The following is a 17,547-nucleotide window of genomic DNA, read 5'->3' as shown; positions in this document are numbered from 1 at the left end:
CAGTTTTTGACATTTACGCATTGCCGAGGGCGGTCTTCCGCCATCGGTGTTCGAGAGGGCACGCGCGAAAAGCGTGCCGGTTTGTTGTCTCGGAGCGTCGTCAGAGCCGGTGCCCGGCTCCTGCGTTCCCTGGAACTCTCCGGTTCCTTATTAAGTCAAGTGTCTTGACTTATTACTTCTTCAACATTCTATTGGAGTCAAGAGGGAATTGCACATGAATGACAGCCGCCCGATCCGGGCCAAGAGCGGCACCAATCACGAAGGCACCAGCGCGCATAACCGGCGCGTGATGATCGATGCCCTCAGGGTCAACGGTGCGCTTTCCCGCGCCGATCTGGCGCGGGCGACGCGGCTGACCAAGCAGACAGTGTCCAATATCATCGATGAACTCGAGCGCGACGGTCTCGTCAGTTCGCAAGAGGCGGTGAGGAGGGGCAGGGGGCAGCCATCGACACCCTATCGTCTCGTGCCCGAAGGCGCCTTTGCGATCGGCCTGCAGATCGACCGGCATGTGACGCGGGCGGTCGCCGTCGATCTCGTCGGCAGCGTTCTCGTGCGTGATGAGGCCGGCCTCCCGCCCGGAGGTCCGTTGAACGGGACGAAGGTCATTCTCGACCTCGTCGCCGGCATACGCTCAAAGCTCGCCGGGATCGTCCAGCAGTCGGAAAAGCGGCTGGTCGGCCTCGGCGCCGCCATGCCCGGGCCTTTCGGAGTTGCCGGCAGCGGCGATGATCCGTGGATGATGGAGGCCTGGCAGAAATTTCCGTTGTTGGAAACGCTGACCGCCGGCACCGGGCTCGATGTCGGCCTGCAGAACGATGCGGCGGCGGCAGCGACCGCCGAGCGCATGGTGGGGGCTGCCCATGGCCTCGACCATGCCGTCTGCCTCTTTGTCGGCTATGGCATCGGCGCCGGCCTCATTCTGAACGGCGAACTCTACCGCGGCACCAACGGCAATGCCGGCGAGATCGGCATGGCGCTGCTGTTTGCCGACGGCAAATCGACGCCGCTTGAACATCGCGCCTCGCTCGCCTCGCTCTATCAGCATCTATCGGTCGATCCCGCCGATCCTCATCTGCACGCACATATCAACGATCTTGCCCTGAGAGGCGATCAAAGCATCGACGTCTGGGTCGAGGCGGCCGCTGTGGACCTGCGCTGGAGCATCCATCTCATCGAGACGCTGTTCGATCCGCAGACGGTGATCCTCTGCGGCAGCGCGCCGGAAGCGCTGGTGAACAGGTTGATTGCGGCAATCGGCCCGTTGCTGCCTTCGATCGCCGAACGTCGTGGCCGGACGCTGCCGCGCCTGCAGCCCGGCATGGCCGATCCCTGGTCTGTGGCGCTCGGGGCTGCCGCGGGACCGATCAGCCGTGCATTCGATCCGCGTTTTGCTGCAATTTTGAAGGATTCCCTTTGATTTTGAGGCTGAAACCGAGCGTTGCACAGCAGTGCAACGGCAAAATGCGGCTGTTTTTGCAAGTTTCGTTCCAGCTGGACGCACGAATAACGGCGCTTTTTTCCAATATAATTAAACATTAAACGCCTTCCAAAATTGCGTTTGTTTTAATGTAGATATATAGTATTTCAAATACATTTGAGATGCCGGCTAAGTTCCTCTAAATATTTCTCGAAATGTTGCGAATAATGATTGTATGACTGTTTTGTGACAACTAGAATTGGAACATTTCATGTCATGTAATATTCATTGGCGGCGGCAATTTGAACCAGCTAATAGGGCGTGCGCTGAAAGTGCGCGTCCTTTTACGTTCGAGGTTCTCATGCAAGCCAAGCTTCTCGGCGCCGTTGGCGCCCTTCTCGCTACAGCGTTTCTTGCTGGTCCCGCTGCCGCCGCCGATAAGACCAAGATTGACTTCTGGTTCGGCAATTCCGGTGACATCGCAAAGCGTGTCCAGGAGCAGTGCGATCGCTTCAACCAGTCGCAGGCCGACTACGAAGTCGTCTGCACCAGCCAGGGCAGCTACGACGCGTCCCTGCAGAACACCATTGCTGCCTTCCGCGCCGGCAAGCAGCCGACCATCGCCCAGGTCTCCGACGCTGGCACCCTCGACATCATGCTCTCCGGCGCTTACTACCCGGCCAACAAGCTGATGACCGACATGGGCTACACCGTCGACTGGAAGGACTACTTCTCCGGTATCTCCGGCTACTACGCGACATCGAAGGGCGAGATGTACTCCTTCCCCTTCAACTCCTCGACCGCTCTTCTCTACTGGAACAAGGACGCCTTCGCCAAGATCGGCAAGGATCATGCTCCGGCGACCTGGAAGGAAGCAGGCGAAGACCTCAAGGCTCTGAAGGATGCAGGCTATGCTTGCCCGCTCGGCTTTGACATCTCCAACAACGAAGTCTGGCAGTACATCGAGCAGTTCGAAGCCGTCAACGGCGAAGCGATCGCCACGAAAAAGAACGGCTTTGAAGGTCTCGACGCCGAGCTGGTGTTCAACAAGAACCCGCTTCTCGTCAGCTACATCAAGGACCTCAAGTCCTGGTACGACGACAAGCTGGTCGTCATCAAGAACAAGGCTGTCGGCCAGACCTTCGTCGAAGCCTTTGCCGCTGGCGATTGCCAGGTCATACTGACCTCCGTCGGCGACCACGGCAACGTTGGCCGCACCGCCAAGCAAGGCATGAACTGGGACGTTGCCATGCTGCCGACCTACGGCGACGCAACCCGTCACAGCTCTTATGTCGGCGGCGCTTCGCTCTGGGTTCTGCAGGGTCACTCCGATGCCGAATACAAGGCTGCTGCCGCCTTCTTCAACTTCATCGCAAAGCCGGAAGAAGCTCTTACCTGGTCGACCGTTACCGGCTACATCCCGGTTCGCAACTCCGGTTTCGAATATCTGAATAAGCAGGGCTTCTACGGCAAGGCGCCTTATGCCGGCCGCGAACTCGCCATTCAGAGCCTGACCGCTTCGCCGGCTGGCGACGCGGCTCCGCAGGGCATCCGCCTCGGTGGCTTGCTGCAGGTCCGCACCGAAATCGCCAATGGTCTGCAGGCAATCTTCGTCAACAATGCCGATGTCCAGGCTTCGCTCGACAGTGCTGCCGAACGCGGCAATACGCTCCTGCGCCGCTTCCAGCAGACCTACAAGAACGTTCAGCTCCCCTGATCGGCTGATATGAGCTGCACCCGGCCCGCGTTTTGCGCGCCGGGTGCGTTTTTGTAAGTTCTTTAGTCGGCCGCGGATGCGAGCTCGCCGCCCGCGCCTAAAGCGCGCCGCAATCTTTCAGGTTCGCTCCTGGCGCTTTAGATCTATATTTTTACGCATGTCGCTACAGCAAAACTGCTGCACAGTTTTGCGCGACATGCTTTAAACCAAACCAGGACGAAAACGGCCACTCATGGAAAAGCGCGTCACTTTCTCCTCGACGACGATCGGACTGCTCTTCGCATTTCCGATGCTGTTGCTGATCTTCGTCTTCTTCTACTGGCCGAGCGCGCAGGCGCTGTATTGGGCGTTCACGCTCGAGCAGCCATGGGGCGGCGGTAATGCCTGGGTCGGTTTCGACAATTTCAGACAGCTGCTCACCGATCCTGTTTATTGGGACTCGATCACCCGCAGCATGATCTTCGGCTTCAGCTCGACGGCCATTGCCATGGGTCTAGCGCTGATCCTGGCGCTTTTGACGGATCGTGAGCTGCGTGGCCACAAAGTCTACCGGTCGGTCTTCATCTGGCCTTACGCGATTGCCGCTCCCGCTCTCGGCCTCGCCTTCCGCTTCATCCTGGCGCCGGAAGCCGGCCTTCTATCCGTCATCAACCATGTCTGGCCCGGCCTCTGGAACCCGGCACTCGACGGCAAGGACGCGATGATCGCGGTCATCGTCGCCTTCTCCTGGAAATATATCGGCTACAACTTCATCTTCTTTCTCTCGGCGCTGCAAGGTATTCCGCGCTCGCTGATCGAGGCCGCCGCCATGGACGGCTCGGGGCCGATGCGCCGTATCTGGGATATCCAGCTGCCGCTGCTGACACCGACGCTGTTCTTCCTGCTCGTCATCAACATCACCGAGAGCTTCCAGGATTCCTTCGGTATCGTCGACGTCATGACGCAGGGCGGCCCGGCGCGCGCCACCGAACTCATGGTCTACAAGATCTATTTCGACGGCTTCAGAGGTCTCGACTATTCGGGCGCTGCAGCGCAGTCCATCATCCTGATGGTGCTCGTTGTTCTTCTCACCATCTTCCAGTTCCGCTTCATCGAGCGGCGCGTGCACTACAAGTGAGGTCGCGGACATGATCGAACGCACGCCGATATTCAACTTCATCTGCTATACGCTTCTCGCGCTCGGCATGGTGATCGCGCTTCTGCCTTTCGCCATCGTCATCATCGCCTCGACGCTTGATCTGGAGACGGTCAATCGCGTGCCGCTGCCGCTGATGCCAGGCTCGCATTTCTGGGAAAACGCTGAGACCGCCTGGGTTCGCGCCGATCTCGGCAACAAGCTGTTCCACAGCATCATCTTCGCCGCAACCGTCGGCGCCGGCAAGGTCATGCTGTCTTCCATGGCAGCCTTCTCGATCGTCTACTTCCGCTTCCGTGGCCGGTATGTGATTTTCTGGATCATCTTCATCACGCTGATGCTGCCGCTGGAAGTCCGCATCGTGCCGACCTATTCGATTGCGGCCAACGCGCTGCAGCCTTTCCAGACGATCCTCGACGTCACTGGCATAAGCTGGCTCGTTGCGCAGATCACCGGCTTCCAGATCAAGCTCGAATGGGGTCTGCTGAATTCCTATCCCGGTCTCGTTCTGCCGCTGGTCGCAACCGCGACCGGCACCTTTCTATACCGGCAGTTCTACCTGACGGTTCCGGACGAGCTTGCCGAGGCCTCGAAGATGGACGGATCGGGTCCGGTCCGGTTCTTCTGGGACATTCTGCTGCCGCTTTCGCGGCCAAATATGATCGCGCTCTTCACCATCATGTTCGTCTGGGCCTGGAACCAGTATCTCTGGCCGCTGCTGATCACCACCGATCCGAATTTCGGCATCGCCGTGACGCAGCTCAAGACCCTCATCCCGTCCGAATTCGGCCTGCCCGACTGGAACGTTGCCATGGCCGGAACCCTGATCATCATGTCGCCGCCATTGATCCTCGTCATTCTGATGCAGCGCTGGTTCGTACGCGGCCTTATCTCCACCGAGAAGTGAAGGAGTACTCCCTTGGCACCGATCTCCATTCGTGGCGTGAAGAAAAACTACGGCAAGACCCCCGTCGTTCACGGCGTCGATCTCGACATTCAGTCGGGCGAGTTCATCGTCATCCTCGGCCCGTCCGGCTGCGGCAAGTCCACGCTGCTGCGCATGATCGCCGGCCTCGAGGAAATCACCGGCGGTGAAATCGCCATTGACGGCCGCGTCGTCAACCAGCTGGAGCCGCGCGAGCGCGGTTGCGCCATGGTGTTCCAGAACTATGCGCTCTATCCGCATATGAGCGTTGCCGAGAATATCGGCTACGCATTGAAGGTGGCCGGCGTCTCGAAGGCGGAGCGTCAGCGGCGTATCGGCGAGGTCGCCAAGGCGCTCAGCCTCGAACCCTTCCTCGAACGCCGGCCCGCCGCTCTTTCCGGCGGTCAGCGCCAGCGCGTCGCCATGGGCCGCGCGATGATCCGCGAACCGAAGGTGTTTCTCTTCGACGAGCCGTTGTCGAACCTCGACGCCAAGCTGCGCATTGCCATGCGCGCCGAAATCCGCCGCCTGCACCGCCGCCTTGGCGCCACTTCGATCTTCGTCACGCATGACCAGACCGAAGCGATGACGCTGGCCGACCGGCTGGTGGTGATGAACGGCGGCAGGGTGGAGCAGGTCGGCACGCCCGAAGAGGTCTATCATCATCCGGTCTCGCGCTTCGTCGCGGGCTTCGTCGGCACGCCGGCGATGAACCTGCTCGAGGGCACGATCAATGACGAGGGCGTCTTCGTCTACGATCAAAGCCGCAAGGTCGCGCTGCCGCGCGAGCGCGCCGCACCGCTGAAAGGCAAACGCGTCGTGCTCGGCATGCGCGCCGAGGCCGCCCGGCTGGTGGCCCCGGATGCGCCCGGTGCCCTTGTCGCAACGGCCGATTTCATCGAAGAGCTCGGCGCAAGCCGCATCGTCCACGCCGATTTCGACGGGTTGCCCTTTGCCGTGGCGCTGACTGAGGCCGTGAAGGTGAAGTCGGGGGATCCGATCGGCATCGCGATCGATTACGACCAGATCCACCTTTATGCCGCCGATACCGGCCGGATCATCGAGAACCCCGTTATGAACAGCGCAGGCGCCGTCCACGCCTAAAGCGGTCTGCGACGATCCTTTGCGATGATCTTGGCAGAGCGTTCGGCGGCTGAGGATGTCAGCCGCTTGCGCGAAGGTGAATTGCTCTAACGATGGATCGGGTCGATCCACGCGACGTCCTCCGGCTTTTCGACCGGCTCGATGTCGAGGTTGACGACGACCGGTTCCTGGCCTGAGCGGACGAGAACGCATTCCAGCGTCTCGTCGCGGCTGGCGTTGATTTCCTGATGCGGCACATAGGGCGGAACATAGATGAAGTCGCCTGGGCCAGCCTCCGCGGTATATTCCAGATGCTCGCCCCAGCGCATGCGGGCCTTGCCCTTGACCACGTAGATGATGCTTTCGAGATCGCCATGGTGATGGGCGCCGGTCTTGGCGTTGGCATGGATCGTCACCGTACCGGCCCAGATCTTTTCGGCGCCGGCGCGCGCGTTGTTGATCGCGGCCGCGCGGTTCATGCCCGGCGTCTGCGCGGTGTTCGGATCGAGCGAATTACCGGGGATGACCTTGACGCCATGTTCCCGCCAGTCGACGTGGTGATGCTCGTGATCGTCGCTCATGCCTTGCCTCCAGCTTCGATTTGATCAGTCTAGGCTTGAGCCGGGCGGCGGCCAAGCGGATTTGCCGCTGCGCAGCCGCATAACGTCTCGGCCCGATAGCTTCTGCGCACAAAGGAAAGAACGGACCCGATGAGCCACCTCTCGCAAATCGACTATGACACCGCTTCGGAAGAGGTTCGTGCGGCGCATGACGAGGAAGTCAGGCTGCGCGGCCGGATGACCAACATGAAGCGGACACTGCTGCACTCGCCGGCGGCTCACCGCATCTATGCCGAGTGGTTCACGCTGCGCGCCGAACTCGATCCCGCGATCAACGACCGGGCGATCTGGATTTTCTCGCATGCGATCTCGAAGGCGGCGAAATCGAAGATCGCCATCACCTTCTTTCGCCGGGCGTTGATCAACAAGGGTTTCAATCCCGATGCGCTGGAGCTTTCAGACGAGGAAGCGCTGCTCGACGCCTTCGGCAAGGCCATCGTCGCCGATTCCAACGCTGTTCCCGCCGAACTCTGGGCGAAGCTGAAACAGCGCTACGAGACCAAGGTGCTCGTCGATCTCGTCGCCTTCGCCGGCATCATGCTTGCCACTGCCGTCTTCAACAATGTCGTCGAGGTCGATTTCGACCCCGAGCTTGAAGCCTTTGCCGAAGGCGCCAGTTCATCCGCATCCTGAAGTTTCAGCTATCGAGCGGCAGGATCAGCACATCGCGCGGCGGCACCTCGATGCCACTATTGCCGATATGGTCGATCGGCCAGACTGCTTGGCTTTGCGCAAGTGCTCCTCGGGCGAGCGTCACCTCGGTCTTCTGCGCCGTTCTCGTCGGATTGACGAGCCAGAGGAAGCTGCCCTTTTCTCCCTCGTGGATACGGGCGAAGAGTGCGGCATTCGATAGCGTCACATGGCGCTTCTCCCCACTCCATCTCAATAGCTCCGCGAAGAAGGCGCCGTTCGCCTTCCCCTGCGTGCGATAATAGGCAACGGAGGGATTGGTGCCGATCAGCAGCGTGCGGCCTTTGCCATAGGTGTTTTCGACGACGGCAAGACGGCCGTCGGTGAAATGGCCGCGCCCGGTTCCGCCGGCCAGGCGGTAGGATTGCAGGAAGCCGCCGCCGTCGACGGCTGCACCATCCAGATCGAAATGGATGCGGTCGCCGATATCGGGCATGAATTCGACTTCCTCCTCGCGCGCGCCGAAGACCTCGTCGAGGCCCATGTTCGGCTGCACGGCGCCGACATGGCCGAGATCGCCGAAGTAGCCGGGGCATGCCTCGGCAATCAGCGTGCCGCCGTTTTCGACCCAGGCTTTCAGGCGCTTCGCCTGTTCCGATGTGAACATGATCGGATAGGGGAAATAGAGGAAATCATAGGCCGCGATATCGTCGATATGCACCCAGTCCGGCTGCATGCCATTTTCGAGGAAGGCACGATAGGCCCCCCACATGGCTTCGGGATAGGGTTTCTCCTTGCGGTCGTGGTTCAGGAGGTAATCGAATTCCTGGGTTTCGCGGACGACGAGGATGCCGACCTCGCCGCGCACGGGCTTTGCCTCCCAGAGGGGAGCCTGGGCCTTGTCATTTGCCCATTTCGCCATGGCGCTTGCCATGTCCGAGCGCGGCGTGCGCGAGCCGTCCATGCCGTAGGAGCCGAAAGCACCGAAGAGCGGGCCATCGAGCAGCGGGCGCCAGCGCAGATTGATCACGCCGCGGGCGCCGCCGGCAAGCGAGGTCATGCTCCAGAGCCGGATATCCTCGGGCTCGGCGACGCGGCCATCTTCCTTGTCGCGGCCGATCACCTGCGGCTGCAGCCAGAGCGGGCCACCCTGGCGTTCGGCATGCCAGAAGGGTTTGCCGCGGGCGGCGGCGCGGTTGATGTCGACGCCGTACCAGTTCTTCCAGGCTTCCGAGCCCTTGCGGGCCTGGATCCAGGTGAAGCCGTAAACCTCGACCTTGGAGGCGGCGAGCCAGTCGTCGCAGCCGTTGGCCGCCATGTTGGGAATTGCGCCGGATATGCCGTGGGCAACGATGGTGTTCTTCTGGTCGACGGCGCGGATCGTGTCGATGCGCCATTGCATCTGATCATAGAAATTGTCGCGTTTGAACTGCAGCCAGTCGATGCATTCGGGATAGGGCGCCATGTGCACCGGCGGCTCGATATCGTCCCATTCGGCATAGCTGTAGCGGTACCAGGCCTTGGCCAGAACCTTCAGGCTGCCGTATTTCCTTTCCAGCCATTTGCGAAAGGCAGCCTTGGCATAGGGGCTGTAATCGACATCGGCGGAATAGTTGCACTCGTTCCAGACGTCGTAGCCATAGATCGCCGGATGATCCTTGTAGCGGGTGGCGAGCGCGGTCAGGAACTTGCCCGCGGCTTCCTTCACTTCGGGGCAGTTCAGCGTCAGGGCGCCGGCGCCGCCACCATTGTTGGAGAAGCCGCCGGTCGCCGACGACACACCCATATAGGAACCGAGTTTGGTGCCGTCGGCATTGACCTGCAATGCATGAGCGTATTTGCGCACCGCCCAGTCGGGCACGGCATGGATAAGCTCGGCGATAACGGTCTTGATGCCGTTTGCGGCGGCAAGGTCCATCTGACGGTCATATTCCTCCCAGTCGTAGACGCCGGGGGCGGTTTCGATCGCGCTCCACATGAACCAGTGGCGGAAGATGTTGAGGCCGTCTTGCCCGGCGGTCGTGTAGTCGCGCTCCCAGTCTTCGCGGGGTGGGTTCGACTTGCGGAAATAGACGGCACCGTAGGGCAGTTGGATATCTTTGTTGAGCATTGTCCTGTCCTTCTCTATCGATGTCCGGACATGGCTTCGCCGTCCGGAAAGTAGGCTCCGGCAGTCGGCAATCGAAGTGGCGTCCGGCTATTCTAAAAAAGCGTTGATCTAGCGCGGTCCTCCGGCGAGGAGTTCCAGGGTGCGGATGAGGGCGGAATGGTCGCGTTCGCCGTCGCCATTGGCGATCGCGGCATTCATCAACTGTTGCGTGGCGGCCGTGTTCGGCAGCGACAGATCGAGCGCGCGGGCGGCATCGACGGCAAGCGTCATGTCCTTGCGGTGCAGGCGGATGCGGAAGCCGGGCTCGAAGGTCTCCTTGACCATGCGCTCGCCATGCACTTCGAGGATGCGCGAAGCGGCAAAGCCGCCCATCAGTGCTGCGCGCACCTTGGCTGGATCGGCGCCGGCCTTCCTTGCAAAGAGCAGCGCTTCGGCAACCGCCTCGATCGTCAGGCCGACGATGATCTGGTTGGCGACCTTGGCGGTCTGCCCGTCGCCGCTGCCGCCGACATGGGTGATGTTCTTGCCCATCTTTTCGAAGAGCGGCTTGGCGCGTTCGAAAACCTGCTCCTTGCCTCCGACCATGATCGTCAGCGAGGCGGCCTTGGCGCCGACCTCACCGCCGGAAACGGGAGCATCGAGATAATCGCAGCCGAGCGCCTCGATGCGTTTGGCGAAAGTCTTGGTGGCGACCGGCGAGATCGAGCTCATGTCGATAACCAGCTTGCCCTGGGAAAGGCCGGAGGCGACGCCGTCTTCGCCGAACAGCACCGCCTCGACATCTGGTGTATCCGGCAGCATCAGGATGACGATGTCGGAAGCGTGCGCCACCGCCCTTGCGCTGGCGGCGGCTTTGCCGCCCTTGTCGACAAGATGCTGCGAGGTTTCCTTCACGCGGTTCAGATGCAGCGTGTGGCCGGCGTCGATCAGGTGTTCCGCCATCGGGCGGCCCATGACGCCCAGTCCGATAAATCCGATGTTCATGCTGTCCTCGCTGTCTTCAGATAGGGTTTCATCCAGCCGAGGCCTTCGCTGGTGCCGGATTTCGGCTTGTACTCGCAGCCGACCCAGCCGTCGTAGCCGAGGCGGTCGAGCTCGGAGAGGATGAAGCCGTAATTGATCTCGCCGGTGCCGGGTTCGTTGCGGCCGGGATTGTCGGCGATCTGGACATGGGCGATCTTCTCCTTCAGCCGGATGAAGGTGGGGATCAGGTCGCCCTGCATGAGCTGCATGTGGTAGAAATCATACTGGATGTAGAGATTGTCCGAGCCGACCCGGTCGAGAATGCGTTCGGCATCAGCGGTGGTCGACAGGAAGAAGCCGGGAATATCGCGCAGGTTGATCGGCTCGACCAGCAGCTTGACGCCGACGTCGGCACAACGCTTTGCAGCATATTTCAGATTGTCGACCAGCACCGTTTCCAGCGTTTGGAGGTCCGCACCCTTCGGCACCAGCCCGGAGATGACATTCACCTGTGGGCAATCGAGCGCTGCGGCATAGTCGAGCGCCTGCGCGACCCCGTTGCGGAACTCCTCTACGCGGTCCGGCAGGCAGGCAATGCCGCGCTCGCCGCCGGCCCAGTCGCCTGATGGCACGTTGAAGAGCGCCTGTTTCAGGCCACTCGCTTTCAACGTCTCGGCGACCTTCTCCTTGGGCTCGGCATAGGGGCCGAGATATTCGAGGGCGCCGAAGCCGTCCTTTGCGGCTGCCGTGAAGCGGTCGAGAAAGGGCAGGTCCTGGTAGAGGAAGGAAAGGTTGGCGGAAAATTTCGGCACGGGATCGTCCTTAGATATTGGCAGGCGCGACGAAACGATGCCGGTGCAGCATGCGCTTGTCGCGGGGGTCGGGATTGGGAACGGCTGATATGAGGCTCTTGGTATAGGCCTCCTCGGGAGCGGTGCAGATCTGTTCGGCCTCGCCAAGTTCGACGATTTTGCCGCGATGCATGACGGCGACGCGATCGCAGAAATAACGCACGACCGAAATGTCGTGGGAGATGAAGATGAAGCTCAGGTTCAGTCGTTGACGGATATCGAGTAGCAGGTCGAGGATCTGGCTGCGGATCGAGACGTCGAGTGCCGACGTTGCCTCGTCGGCGATGATGATGCGCGGATCGAGCGCAAGCGCGCGGGCGATGCCGATGCGCTGGCGCTGGCCGCCGGAGAAGGCATGCGGATAACGCTCCATGCCCATCGGGTCGAGGCCGACCAGGCGCATCAGTTCGGCGACGCGGTCCTCCAGTGCTTTGCCCTTGGCCAGCCCGTTGACAACAAGCGGATCGCCGATCACTTCCTTGACGGTCATGCGCGGATTGAGCGAGGCGAAAGGGTCCTGGAAGACCAGGCGGACTTCGCGGTGGAAGGTGCGGAGTTCGCGCTTGGTGAGTTTCGTGACGTCGATCTCGCTACCGTTCTTGCCGCGATAGCTGATGCTGCCCGATGTCGGCTCGACGGTGCGCAGGATGAGCCGGCCGAGCGTCGTCTTGCCGGAGCCGCTTTCGCCGACGATGCCGAGGTTTTCGCCGGGATAAAGATCGAAGCTGGCGTCGTCGACGGCGCGCAGCGTGTTTGATTTGCCGTGCCAGCCGTAGATCTTGCCAAGGTTGCGGACGGACAGGATCGGCTGCGGCGCCTCCGGCGATAGTGCCACGGCGGGCAGCCGGCCTTCGACATGGTGGGTCAGCTTGACCGTCGAGGCCAGCAACTGCCGGGTATAGGGATGCTCGGCGGCATGGTAGATCGCATCCACCGGGCCGCGCTCGACGATGCGGCCGAAGCGCATGACGGCGACATCATCGGCCACTTCGGCGACGATCCCCATGTCATGGGTGATGAGCAGCATGGCCATGCCGCGTTCGACCTGCAACCGCTTGATCAGGTCAAGGATTTCGGCCTGGGTGGTGACGTCGAGCGCCGTCGTCGGTTCGTCGGCGATGAGAATATCGGGATTGCCGGCAAGCGCCATGGCGATCATGGCGCGCTGGCGCATGCCGCCGGAGAACTCGAAGGTGTAGCGGTCGGCCATCTTGTCCGGGTTCGGAATTTCGACCTGGCGCAGCAGTTCGACGGTCCTTTCGCGGGCGGCGCGCTGGTCGAGATTGCTGTGCAGGCGCACCGCCTCGATGATCTGCGAACCAATGGTGTGCACCGGCGACAGAGAGCTCATCGGCTCCTGGAAGATCAGGCCGATGCGGCGGCCGCGTATGGCGCGCATCGCCCGGTCGGACGGCTTCAAGTCGGCGATATCGGTGATCCCGTCGCCATTGTTAAGCAGGATGCGGCCGGAAACGATGCTGCCGGGACTGTCGACGATCTGCAGCAGCGAACGGGCGGTGACGCTTTTACCGGAGCCGCTTTCGCCGACGAGGCAGAGCGTCTGGCCGCGTTTCAGCTCGAAGCTGACATTTTCGACGGCGTGCAGGATGTGGGTGCGCAGCCTGAAATCGATCGAGAGGTTTTCGACGGAGAGAACGATGTCGTCTGAAAGATCGGTCATGGTTTCCTCCTCAATTGTCATAGGGGTCGGCGGCATCGCGCAGGCCGTCGCCGAAGAAATTGAAGGACAGGACGGCGACGACGACCGCGAGCGACGGCCAGATCAGGAGCCACGGCGCGGTGGCGACGGTGCGGATGTTCTGGGCGTCTTGCAGCAGCACACCCCAGCTGACGACCGGCGGCTTGAGACCGATGCCGAGGAAGGAAAGCGAGGTCTCGGCGACGATCATGGTCGGCACGGCCAGTGTCACGACCGCAAGGATGTGGCTGGTCAGCGACGGCAGGATATGGCGGAAGATCAGCCGCGCCTCGCTCGATCCATCGAGCCGGGCCGCAACGACGAAATCCTCACTGCGCAGCGCCAGGAACCGGCCGCGCACCTCCCGCGCCAGGCTGGTCCAGCCAAGCAGCGAGACGATGATCGTGATGACGAAATAGACATTGACCGGCGACCATGTCAGCGGAATCGCCGCCGCCAGGCCGAGCCATAGCGGGATGGTCGGCATGGCGCTGACGACCTCGATGACGCGCTGGATCAGCGTATCCACCCAGCCGCCATAGAAGCCGGAGATCGAGCCGAGCACGACGCCAAGGATCAGCGACATGGCGACACCGACGAGGCCGATCGACATGGAGACGCGGGTGCCGTAGACGAGGCGCGAGAAGACGTCGCGGCCGAGCCGATCGGCGCCGAGCAGGTACATCGGGTCGTTCTGGTTGAGGGGGCCGATCAGGTGGCGGTTCATCGGGATCAGGCCCCAGAGATCGTAGGCCGCACCTTTGACGAAGAAGCCGATCGGGACGACCTTGGTGTCGTCGACGACGAAGGTACGGCGCAGCGCCACCTTGTCGATCTCAACCTTGTAGCCCTTCACATGGAAATTGAATTCCGAGCTGCCGTCCGGTTTTTCGACGAAGAAGCTGAAGCCCTGCGGCGGGGCATAGGTATATTGCGGCCGCGAGGTCATCGGCAAAGCCGGCGCCAGAAATTCGGCGAAGAGGCCGACCAGGTAGAGGAAGAGGATGATGCCGCCGGCCACCATCGCCACCTTCTGGCGGACCAGTTTGCCGGCGACCAGCCGCCAGGGGCCGATCGCGGCGGTCGAGACGGTCTTGCCCTGTTTCAGCGGGCTGATCGAGGGGCCATCGGCAACAGTGTGAAGCGGACCAGCATGGTTTCCGAAGGTTTCGTGCGTGCTCATCCCGTCTTCCTCAATTGAACCGGATGCGCGGATCGAGCAGCGCCAGCAGCAGATCCGACAGCAGCATGCCGACGAGAGTCAGCGCGCTCAAAAGCAGGATGAAACTGCCGGCGAGATACATGTCCTGCGAGATCAGCGCGCGGAAAAGCAGCGGGCCGGCCGTCGGAAGGTTCAGCACGATGGCGGTGATCGTCACGCCGGAGACGAGATGCGGCAGCACCCAGCCGATCGCCGAGACGAAGGGATTGAGCGCGATTCTGACCGGATATTTGAGGATCACCTTGTATTCCGGCAGTCCCTTGGCGCGGGCGGTGACGACATAGGGCTTGTGCAGTTCGTCGGTCAGGTTGGCGCGCAAGATGCGGATCATCGCTGCCGTTCCCGATGCGCCAATGATGATGATCGGGATCCAGAGATGGGCGAGGAAATCGCCGACCTTGGCGAGGCTCCAGGGCGCCTCGGCATATTCCGGCGAGATCAGCCCGCCGACGCTCTGGCCGAGATATTTATAGGCGATGTACATCAGCGTCAGCGCCAGGATGAAGTTCGGCACCGCAAGGCCGATGAAGCCGAGAAAGGTGAAGACATGATCGCCGACGGAGTGGCGGCGGACGGCGGAATAGATGCCGATCGGCAAAGCCACGATCCAGACGAAGAGCAGGCTCAAGAGCGAGATCACCAGCGTCGAGCCCATGCGGCCCCAGATCAGCCCGGAGACGGGCTGGCCCCACTCGAAGGAGTAGCCGAAGTCGCCGCGGCTGACGATGCCCCAGATCCATTTCAGGTATTGGACATAGAAGGGGTCGTCGAAGCCGTAGATTTCCTTCAGCCGCTCGATCTGCGCGGGATCGACGGTCTGGCCGCTGTCGCTCATGGTGGCGATCATCGAGGTCAAATAGTCACCCGGCGGCAGCTGGATGATCAGGAACGAGATCAGCGACATGCCAAACAAGGTCGGGATCATGTAGAGCACGCGCTTGAAGATATAGCCAAGCATCGAAACGTTTCTCCTCCCGTCGGGAACGCCGTGACGCGCTTCCCCCGGATCTTCACCCGCCTTCGGCCCTCCAGGCCGAAAGCGCTCCTTCGTCGCGTGTCATCTCATTTCCAGGTGAGATGCAGGACCTCCAGCCGATCGATACCAGGCACCTCCACCTGCGCGCGGCCATTCCCGAAGCTGAAGCTTGCGGCGCGGTCGGCAACAACGAGCCAGGCCTTCGCCACCGATCGGCCCTCCGGAATCTCCACCGAAACGGTCTGCGCTGCCAGAGGGTAATTGTCGCGGATCGGGCCTTTCATCATCATCGGATTGGTAAGGTTGAAGAGGCTGAGCGCCAGGCCCTCATCGTTTTCGCGCAACGCCAGATCGACGACGCCCTTGCCCTTGACGGTGACGCGCGGCGTCTTGCCGAGTGCCCAATGGACGGCGTTGGCGATGAGACGGACGTGGTCGACCGCAAAGACCTCCCAGAAGATCTCGCCGATGTTCCAGGGAATATAGACCGTGCGGCCACCCTTGCCAGTCTCGCGGGCGATGACGGCAGCACCTTTCGGGTCTTCACGCGGATAGACCTCTTCCATCGGCAGATCGGGAAAGTCGGGGACGTAGAGGAAGGGCGTCTTCGCATCGGCCGACGGTTCGGCGTGGATCAGGCGGGTGCCGCCCATGATGCGTTCGGCGCCGTCGAAACCCCGATTGATCGGGTGATCGCCGGAAAGGGCGACATAGGTGTTCTTGACGATGCCGCGCGGGCCGGAGACGTATCTGGCGCCGAGCACGTCGGCCAGGCCGAAGTCGGGACGATTCTTGCCGAATTCGTCACGCAGCGAGGTCTCACAAGAGGCAATGACGCTGCCGCCACGATCGACATAGGCGCGGATCGCCGCGTTCTGCGCATCCGAAAGGCAGGAGGCGTTGGCGAGAATGATCAGCTTGAAGCGGTCGAGATTTTCCTCGGTCAGCACCTGGTCAGAGAGCAGCTCGAAGGGCAGGCGGGCTTCAACGAGGGCGTGGTAGAGACCCAGATCGTGCTTCTCGGCGGAATGCCGCTCTTCCGGCGCCCAGTGGCGCAGCGTCGTCGAGGGATCGATGACGGCGATTTCGGCGGTCGGCTTCATGCTTTCCAGCACCGGCTCCACGGCTGCCTGCAGGGCGAATGCGTCGGCCACCGGCTCGACCCAGCGTTTGTCGGGCACGACGCCGTTGAACTTGGTGAACCAGGCATAGAGGCCGTGGGCGGTGCCGTCATTGATCCAGAGCTGCATCTCCTCACCCGAGGTGACGGCATCCTTCCAGCGATATTCCTCCTCCGGGCCGATCGAGGTGATCAGCACGACCGGGCGGTCGGGGAAGGTGGCGCGGATGCGCTTGCCGTTGCGGCCAGCCGACCAGCCGAGCTCGAGGCCCTTGCGGCCCTGATGGTCGACGACGAGAAAGGGGCAGTGCCTGGCGATGACCGAGAGGTCGAATTCCATCAGCGACGCGCCGCCCATGTTCGGAATGAAGCTCGCATGCGGGCGGATCGCTTTGACGGCATCGTCCCATTGGGCGATCATGTCGGTAAGCACGCGGCGGCGCCATTGTACCCAGGCCTGCCAGGCGGGATCCTCGGCATCGGGTTTTACGGGCAGGGCGTGGCCGGACATGTCCTTGAAGCGGCGGGCGCTGTCTTCGCTATAATCGACGCCGTGGCCCTGCCAGCGATTGGCGAAGACCGCATCGATATCGTATTTGCGGACGATCTCCTTGACCACCTCAGGCATGAAGACGCTGTTGTAGTCGCCATAGGCATTGGTCACCCAGACATCGGGATAGGCCCAGTGGCGGCGCGGCGTGCCGTCGGCGTTGATCATCACCCATTCCGGATGGGCTTTGGCGGCATCGTCATGGATCGCATGCGGGTCGACGCGGGCCATGACATGCATGTCGAGTTTGCGGGCGGCGTCGACGAGCGCGCCGAAGATATCCTTGTCGCCGAGATATTTGCTCACATAGTGGTAAGGCACTTCGCTCGGATAATAGGCGATATAGCCGCCGGCACTGAGGCAGACCGCGTTCGATTTTGTGCGTTTGAAGACATCGATCCAGAAGGCCGGGTCGTATTTCTCCGGGTCGTCTTCCACGAAGGTCAGCTGGGTCCAGCGGGTCGCGGTCTTGAACCAGTCCGCCGTCCTCAGCGTGTGGGTGTTCTGTTTTCTGGCATCGAGCATC

General features: G+C 61.7%; 14 protein-coding genes. 6 read left to right on the top strand and 8 right to left on the bottom strand.

The features are described from left to right. Positions 1–214: 214 nt before the first annotated feature. The 5 genes from HX898_RS16370 to HX898_RS16350 all read left to right on the top strand — a co-directional run bounded on the left by HX898_RS16370 (position 215) and on the right by HX898_RS16350 (position 6,301). Complete coding sequence (locus HX898_RS16370; protein WP_171598559.1) at positions 215–1,420, top strand: ROK family transcriptional regulator; 1,206 nt, start codon at positions 215–217, stop codon at positions 1,418–1,420. Between the two features lie 361 nt (positions 1,421–1,781). Beyond that, positions 1,782–3,137: an extracellular solute-binding protein gene (locus tag HX898_RS16365; RefSeq protein ID WP_003542468.1), complete on the top strand. Its 1,356-nt coding sequence runs from the start codon at positions 1,782–1,784 to the stop codon at positions 3,135–3,137. A gap of 232 nt (positions 3,138–3,369) precedes the next feature. Next, positions 3,370–4,254: a sugar ABC transporter permease gene (locus HX898_RS16360; protein ID WP_072637366.1), complete on the top strand. Its 885-nt coding sequence runs from the start codon at positions 3,370–3,372 to the stop codon at positions 4,252–4,254. A 10-nt stretch (positions 4,255–4,264) separates the two neighbouring features. Then, positions 4,265–5,179 (top strand): ABC transporter permease subunit, encoded by a 915-nt coding sequence (locus HX898_RS16355; RefSeq protein WP_003562038.1) that lies wholly within the window; start codon positions 4,265–4,267, stop codon positions 5,177–5,179. A 12-nt stretch (positions 5,180–5,191) separates the two neighbouring features. Continuing rightward, complete coding sequence (locus HX898_RS16350; protein ID WP_064652204.1) at positions 5,192–6,301, top strand: sn-glycerol-3-phosphate import ATP-binding protein UgpC; 1,110 nt, start codon at positions 5,192–5,194, stop codon at positions 6,299–6,301. 86 nt (positions 6,302–6,387) lie between these two features. On the opposite strand, the gene HX898_RS16345 is transcribed toward HX898_RS16350, so the two are convergent. After that, positions 6,388–6,861, bottom strand: a complete 474-nt coding sequence (locus HX898_RS16345) for a cupin domain-containing protein (protein ID WP_180195098.1) — start codon at positions 6,859–6,861, stop codon at positions 6,388–6,390. Positions 6,862–6,990: 129 nt separating this feature from the next. Here HX898_RS16345 and HX898_RS16340 point away from each other — a divergent pair, with 129 nt between their 5' ends. Next, positions 6,991–7,533 (top strand): hypothetical protein, encoded by a 543-nt coding sequence (locus HX898_RS16340; protein WP_180195097.1) that lies wholly within the window; start codon positions 6,991–6,993, stop codon positions 7,531–7,533. A 4-nt stretch (positions 7,534–7,537) separates the two neighbouring features. On the opposite strand, the gene HX898_RS16335 is transcribed toward HX898_RS16340, so the two are convergent. The 7 genes from HX898_RS16335 to HX898_RS16305 all read right to left on the bottom strand — a co-directional run bounded on the left by HX898_RS16335 (position 7,538) and on the right by HX898_RS16305 (position 17,546). Then, the gene (locus HX898_RS16335) at positions 7,538–9,640 is read right to left on the bottom strand and encodes a beta-galactosidase (protein ID WP_180195096.1); all 2,103 of its coding nucleotides are present in this window, start codon (positions 9,638–9,640) and stop codon (positions 7,538–7,540) included. Positions 9,641–9,748: 108 nt separating this feature from the next. After that, on the bottom strand, positions 9,749–10,624 hold the full coding sequence (locus HX898_RS16330; protein ID WP_138386767.1) for a 2-hydroxy-3-oxopropionate reductase: 876 nt from the start codon (positions 10,622–10,624) through the stop codon (positions 9,749–9,751). Then, on the bottom strand, positions 10,621–11,415 hold the full coding sequence (otnI, locus tag HX898_RS16325) for a 2-oxo-tetronate isomerase (RefSeq protein ID WP_180195095.1): 795 nt from the start codon (positions 11,413–11,415) through the stop codon (positions 10,621–10,623). The genes HX898_RS16330 and otnI overlap by 4 nt, the downstream gene beginning before the upstream one ends. A gap of 10 nt (positions 11,416–11,425) precedes the next feature. Beyond that, entirely contained in the window at positions 11,426–13,135 is a 1,710-nt protein-coding gene (locus HX898_RS16320; RefSeq protein ID WP_180195094.1) for an ABC transporter ATP-binding protein, read from the bottom strand. A gap of 10 nt (positions 13,136–13,145) precedes the next feature. Then, complete coding sequence (locus HX898_RS16315) at positions 13,146–14,336, bottom strand: ABC transporter permease (RefSeq protein WP_180195093.1); 1,191 nt, start codon at positions 14,334–14,336, stop codon at positions 13,146–13,148. Positions 14,337–14,346: 10 nt separating this feature from the next. Next, positions 14,347–15,333: an ABC transporter permease gene (locus HX898_RS16310; RefSeq protein ID WP_072637375.1), complete on the bottom strand. Its 987-nt coding sequence runs from the start codon at positions 15,331–15,333 to the stop codon at positions 14,347–14,349. A gap of 104 nt (positions 15,334–15,437) precedes the next feature. After that, on the bottom strand, positions 15,438–17,546 hold the full coding sequence (locus HX898_RS16305) for an alpha-amylase family protein (protein WP_180195092.1): 2,109 nt from the start codon (positions 17,544–17,546) through the stop codon (positions 15,438–15,440). Between the last annotated feature and the right edge of the window lies 1 nt (position 17,547).

The organism is Rhizobium sp. WYCCWR 11128, assembly GCF_013416305.1.
GTDB classification, from domain to species: domain Bacteria; phylum Pseudomonadota; class Alphaproteobacteria; order Rhizobiales; family Rhizobiaceae; genus Rhizobium; species Rhizobium indicum.
This window is presented reverse-complemented; position numbering and strand designations above follow the sequence as displayed.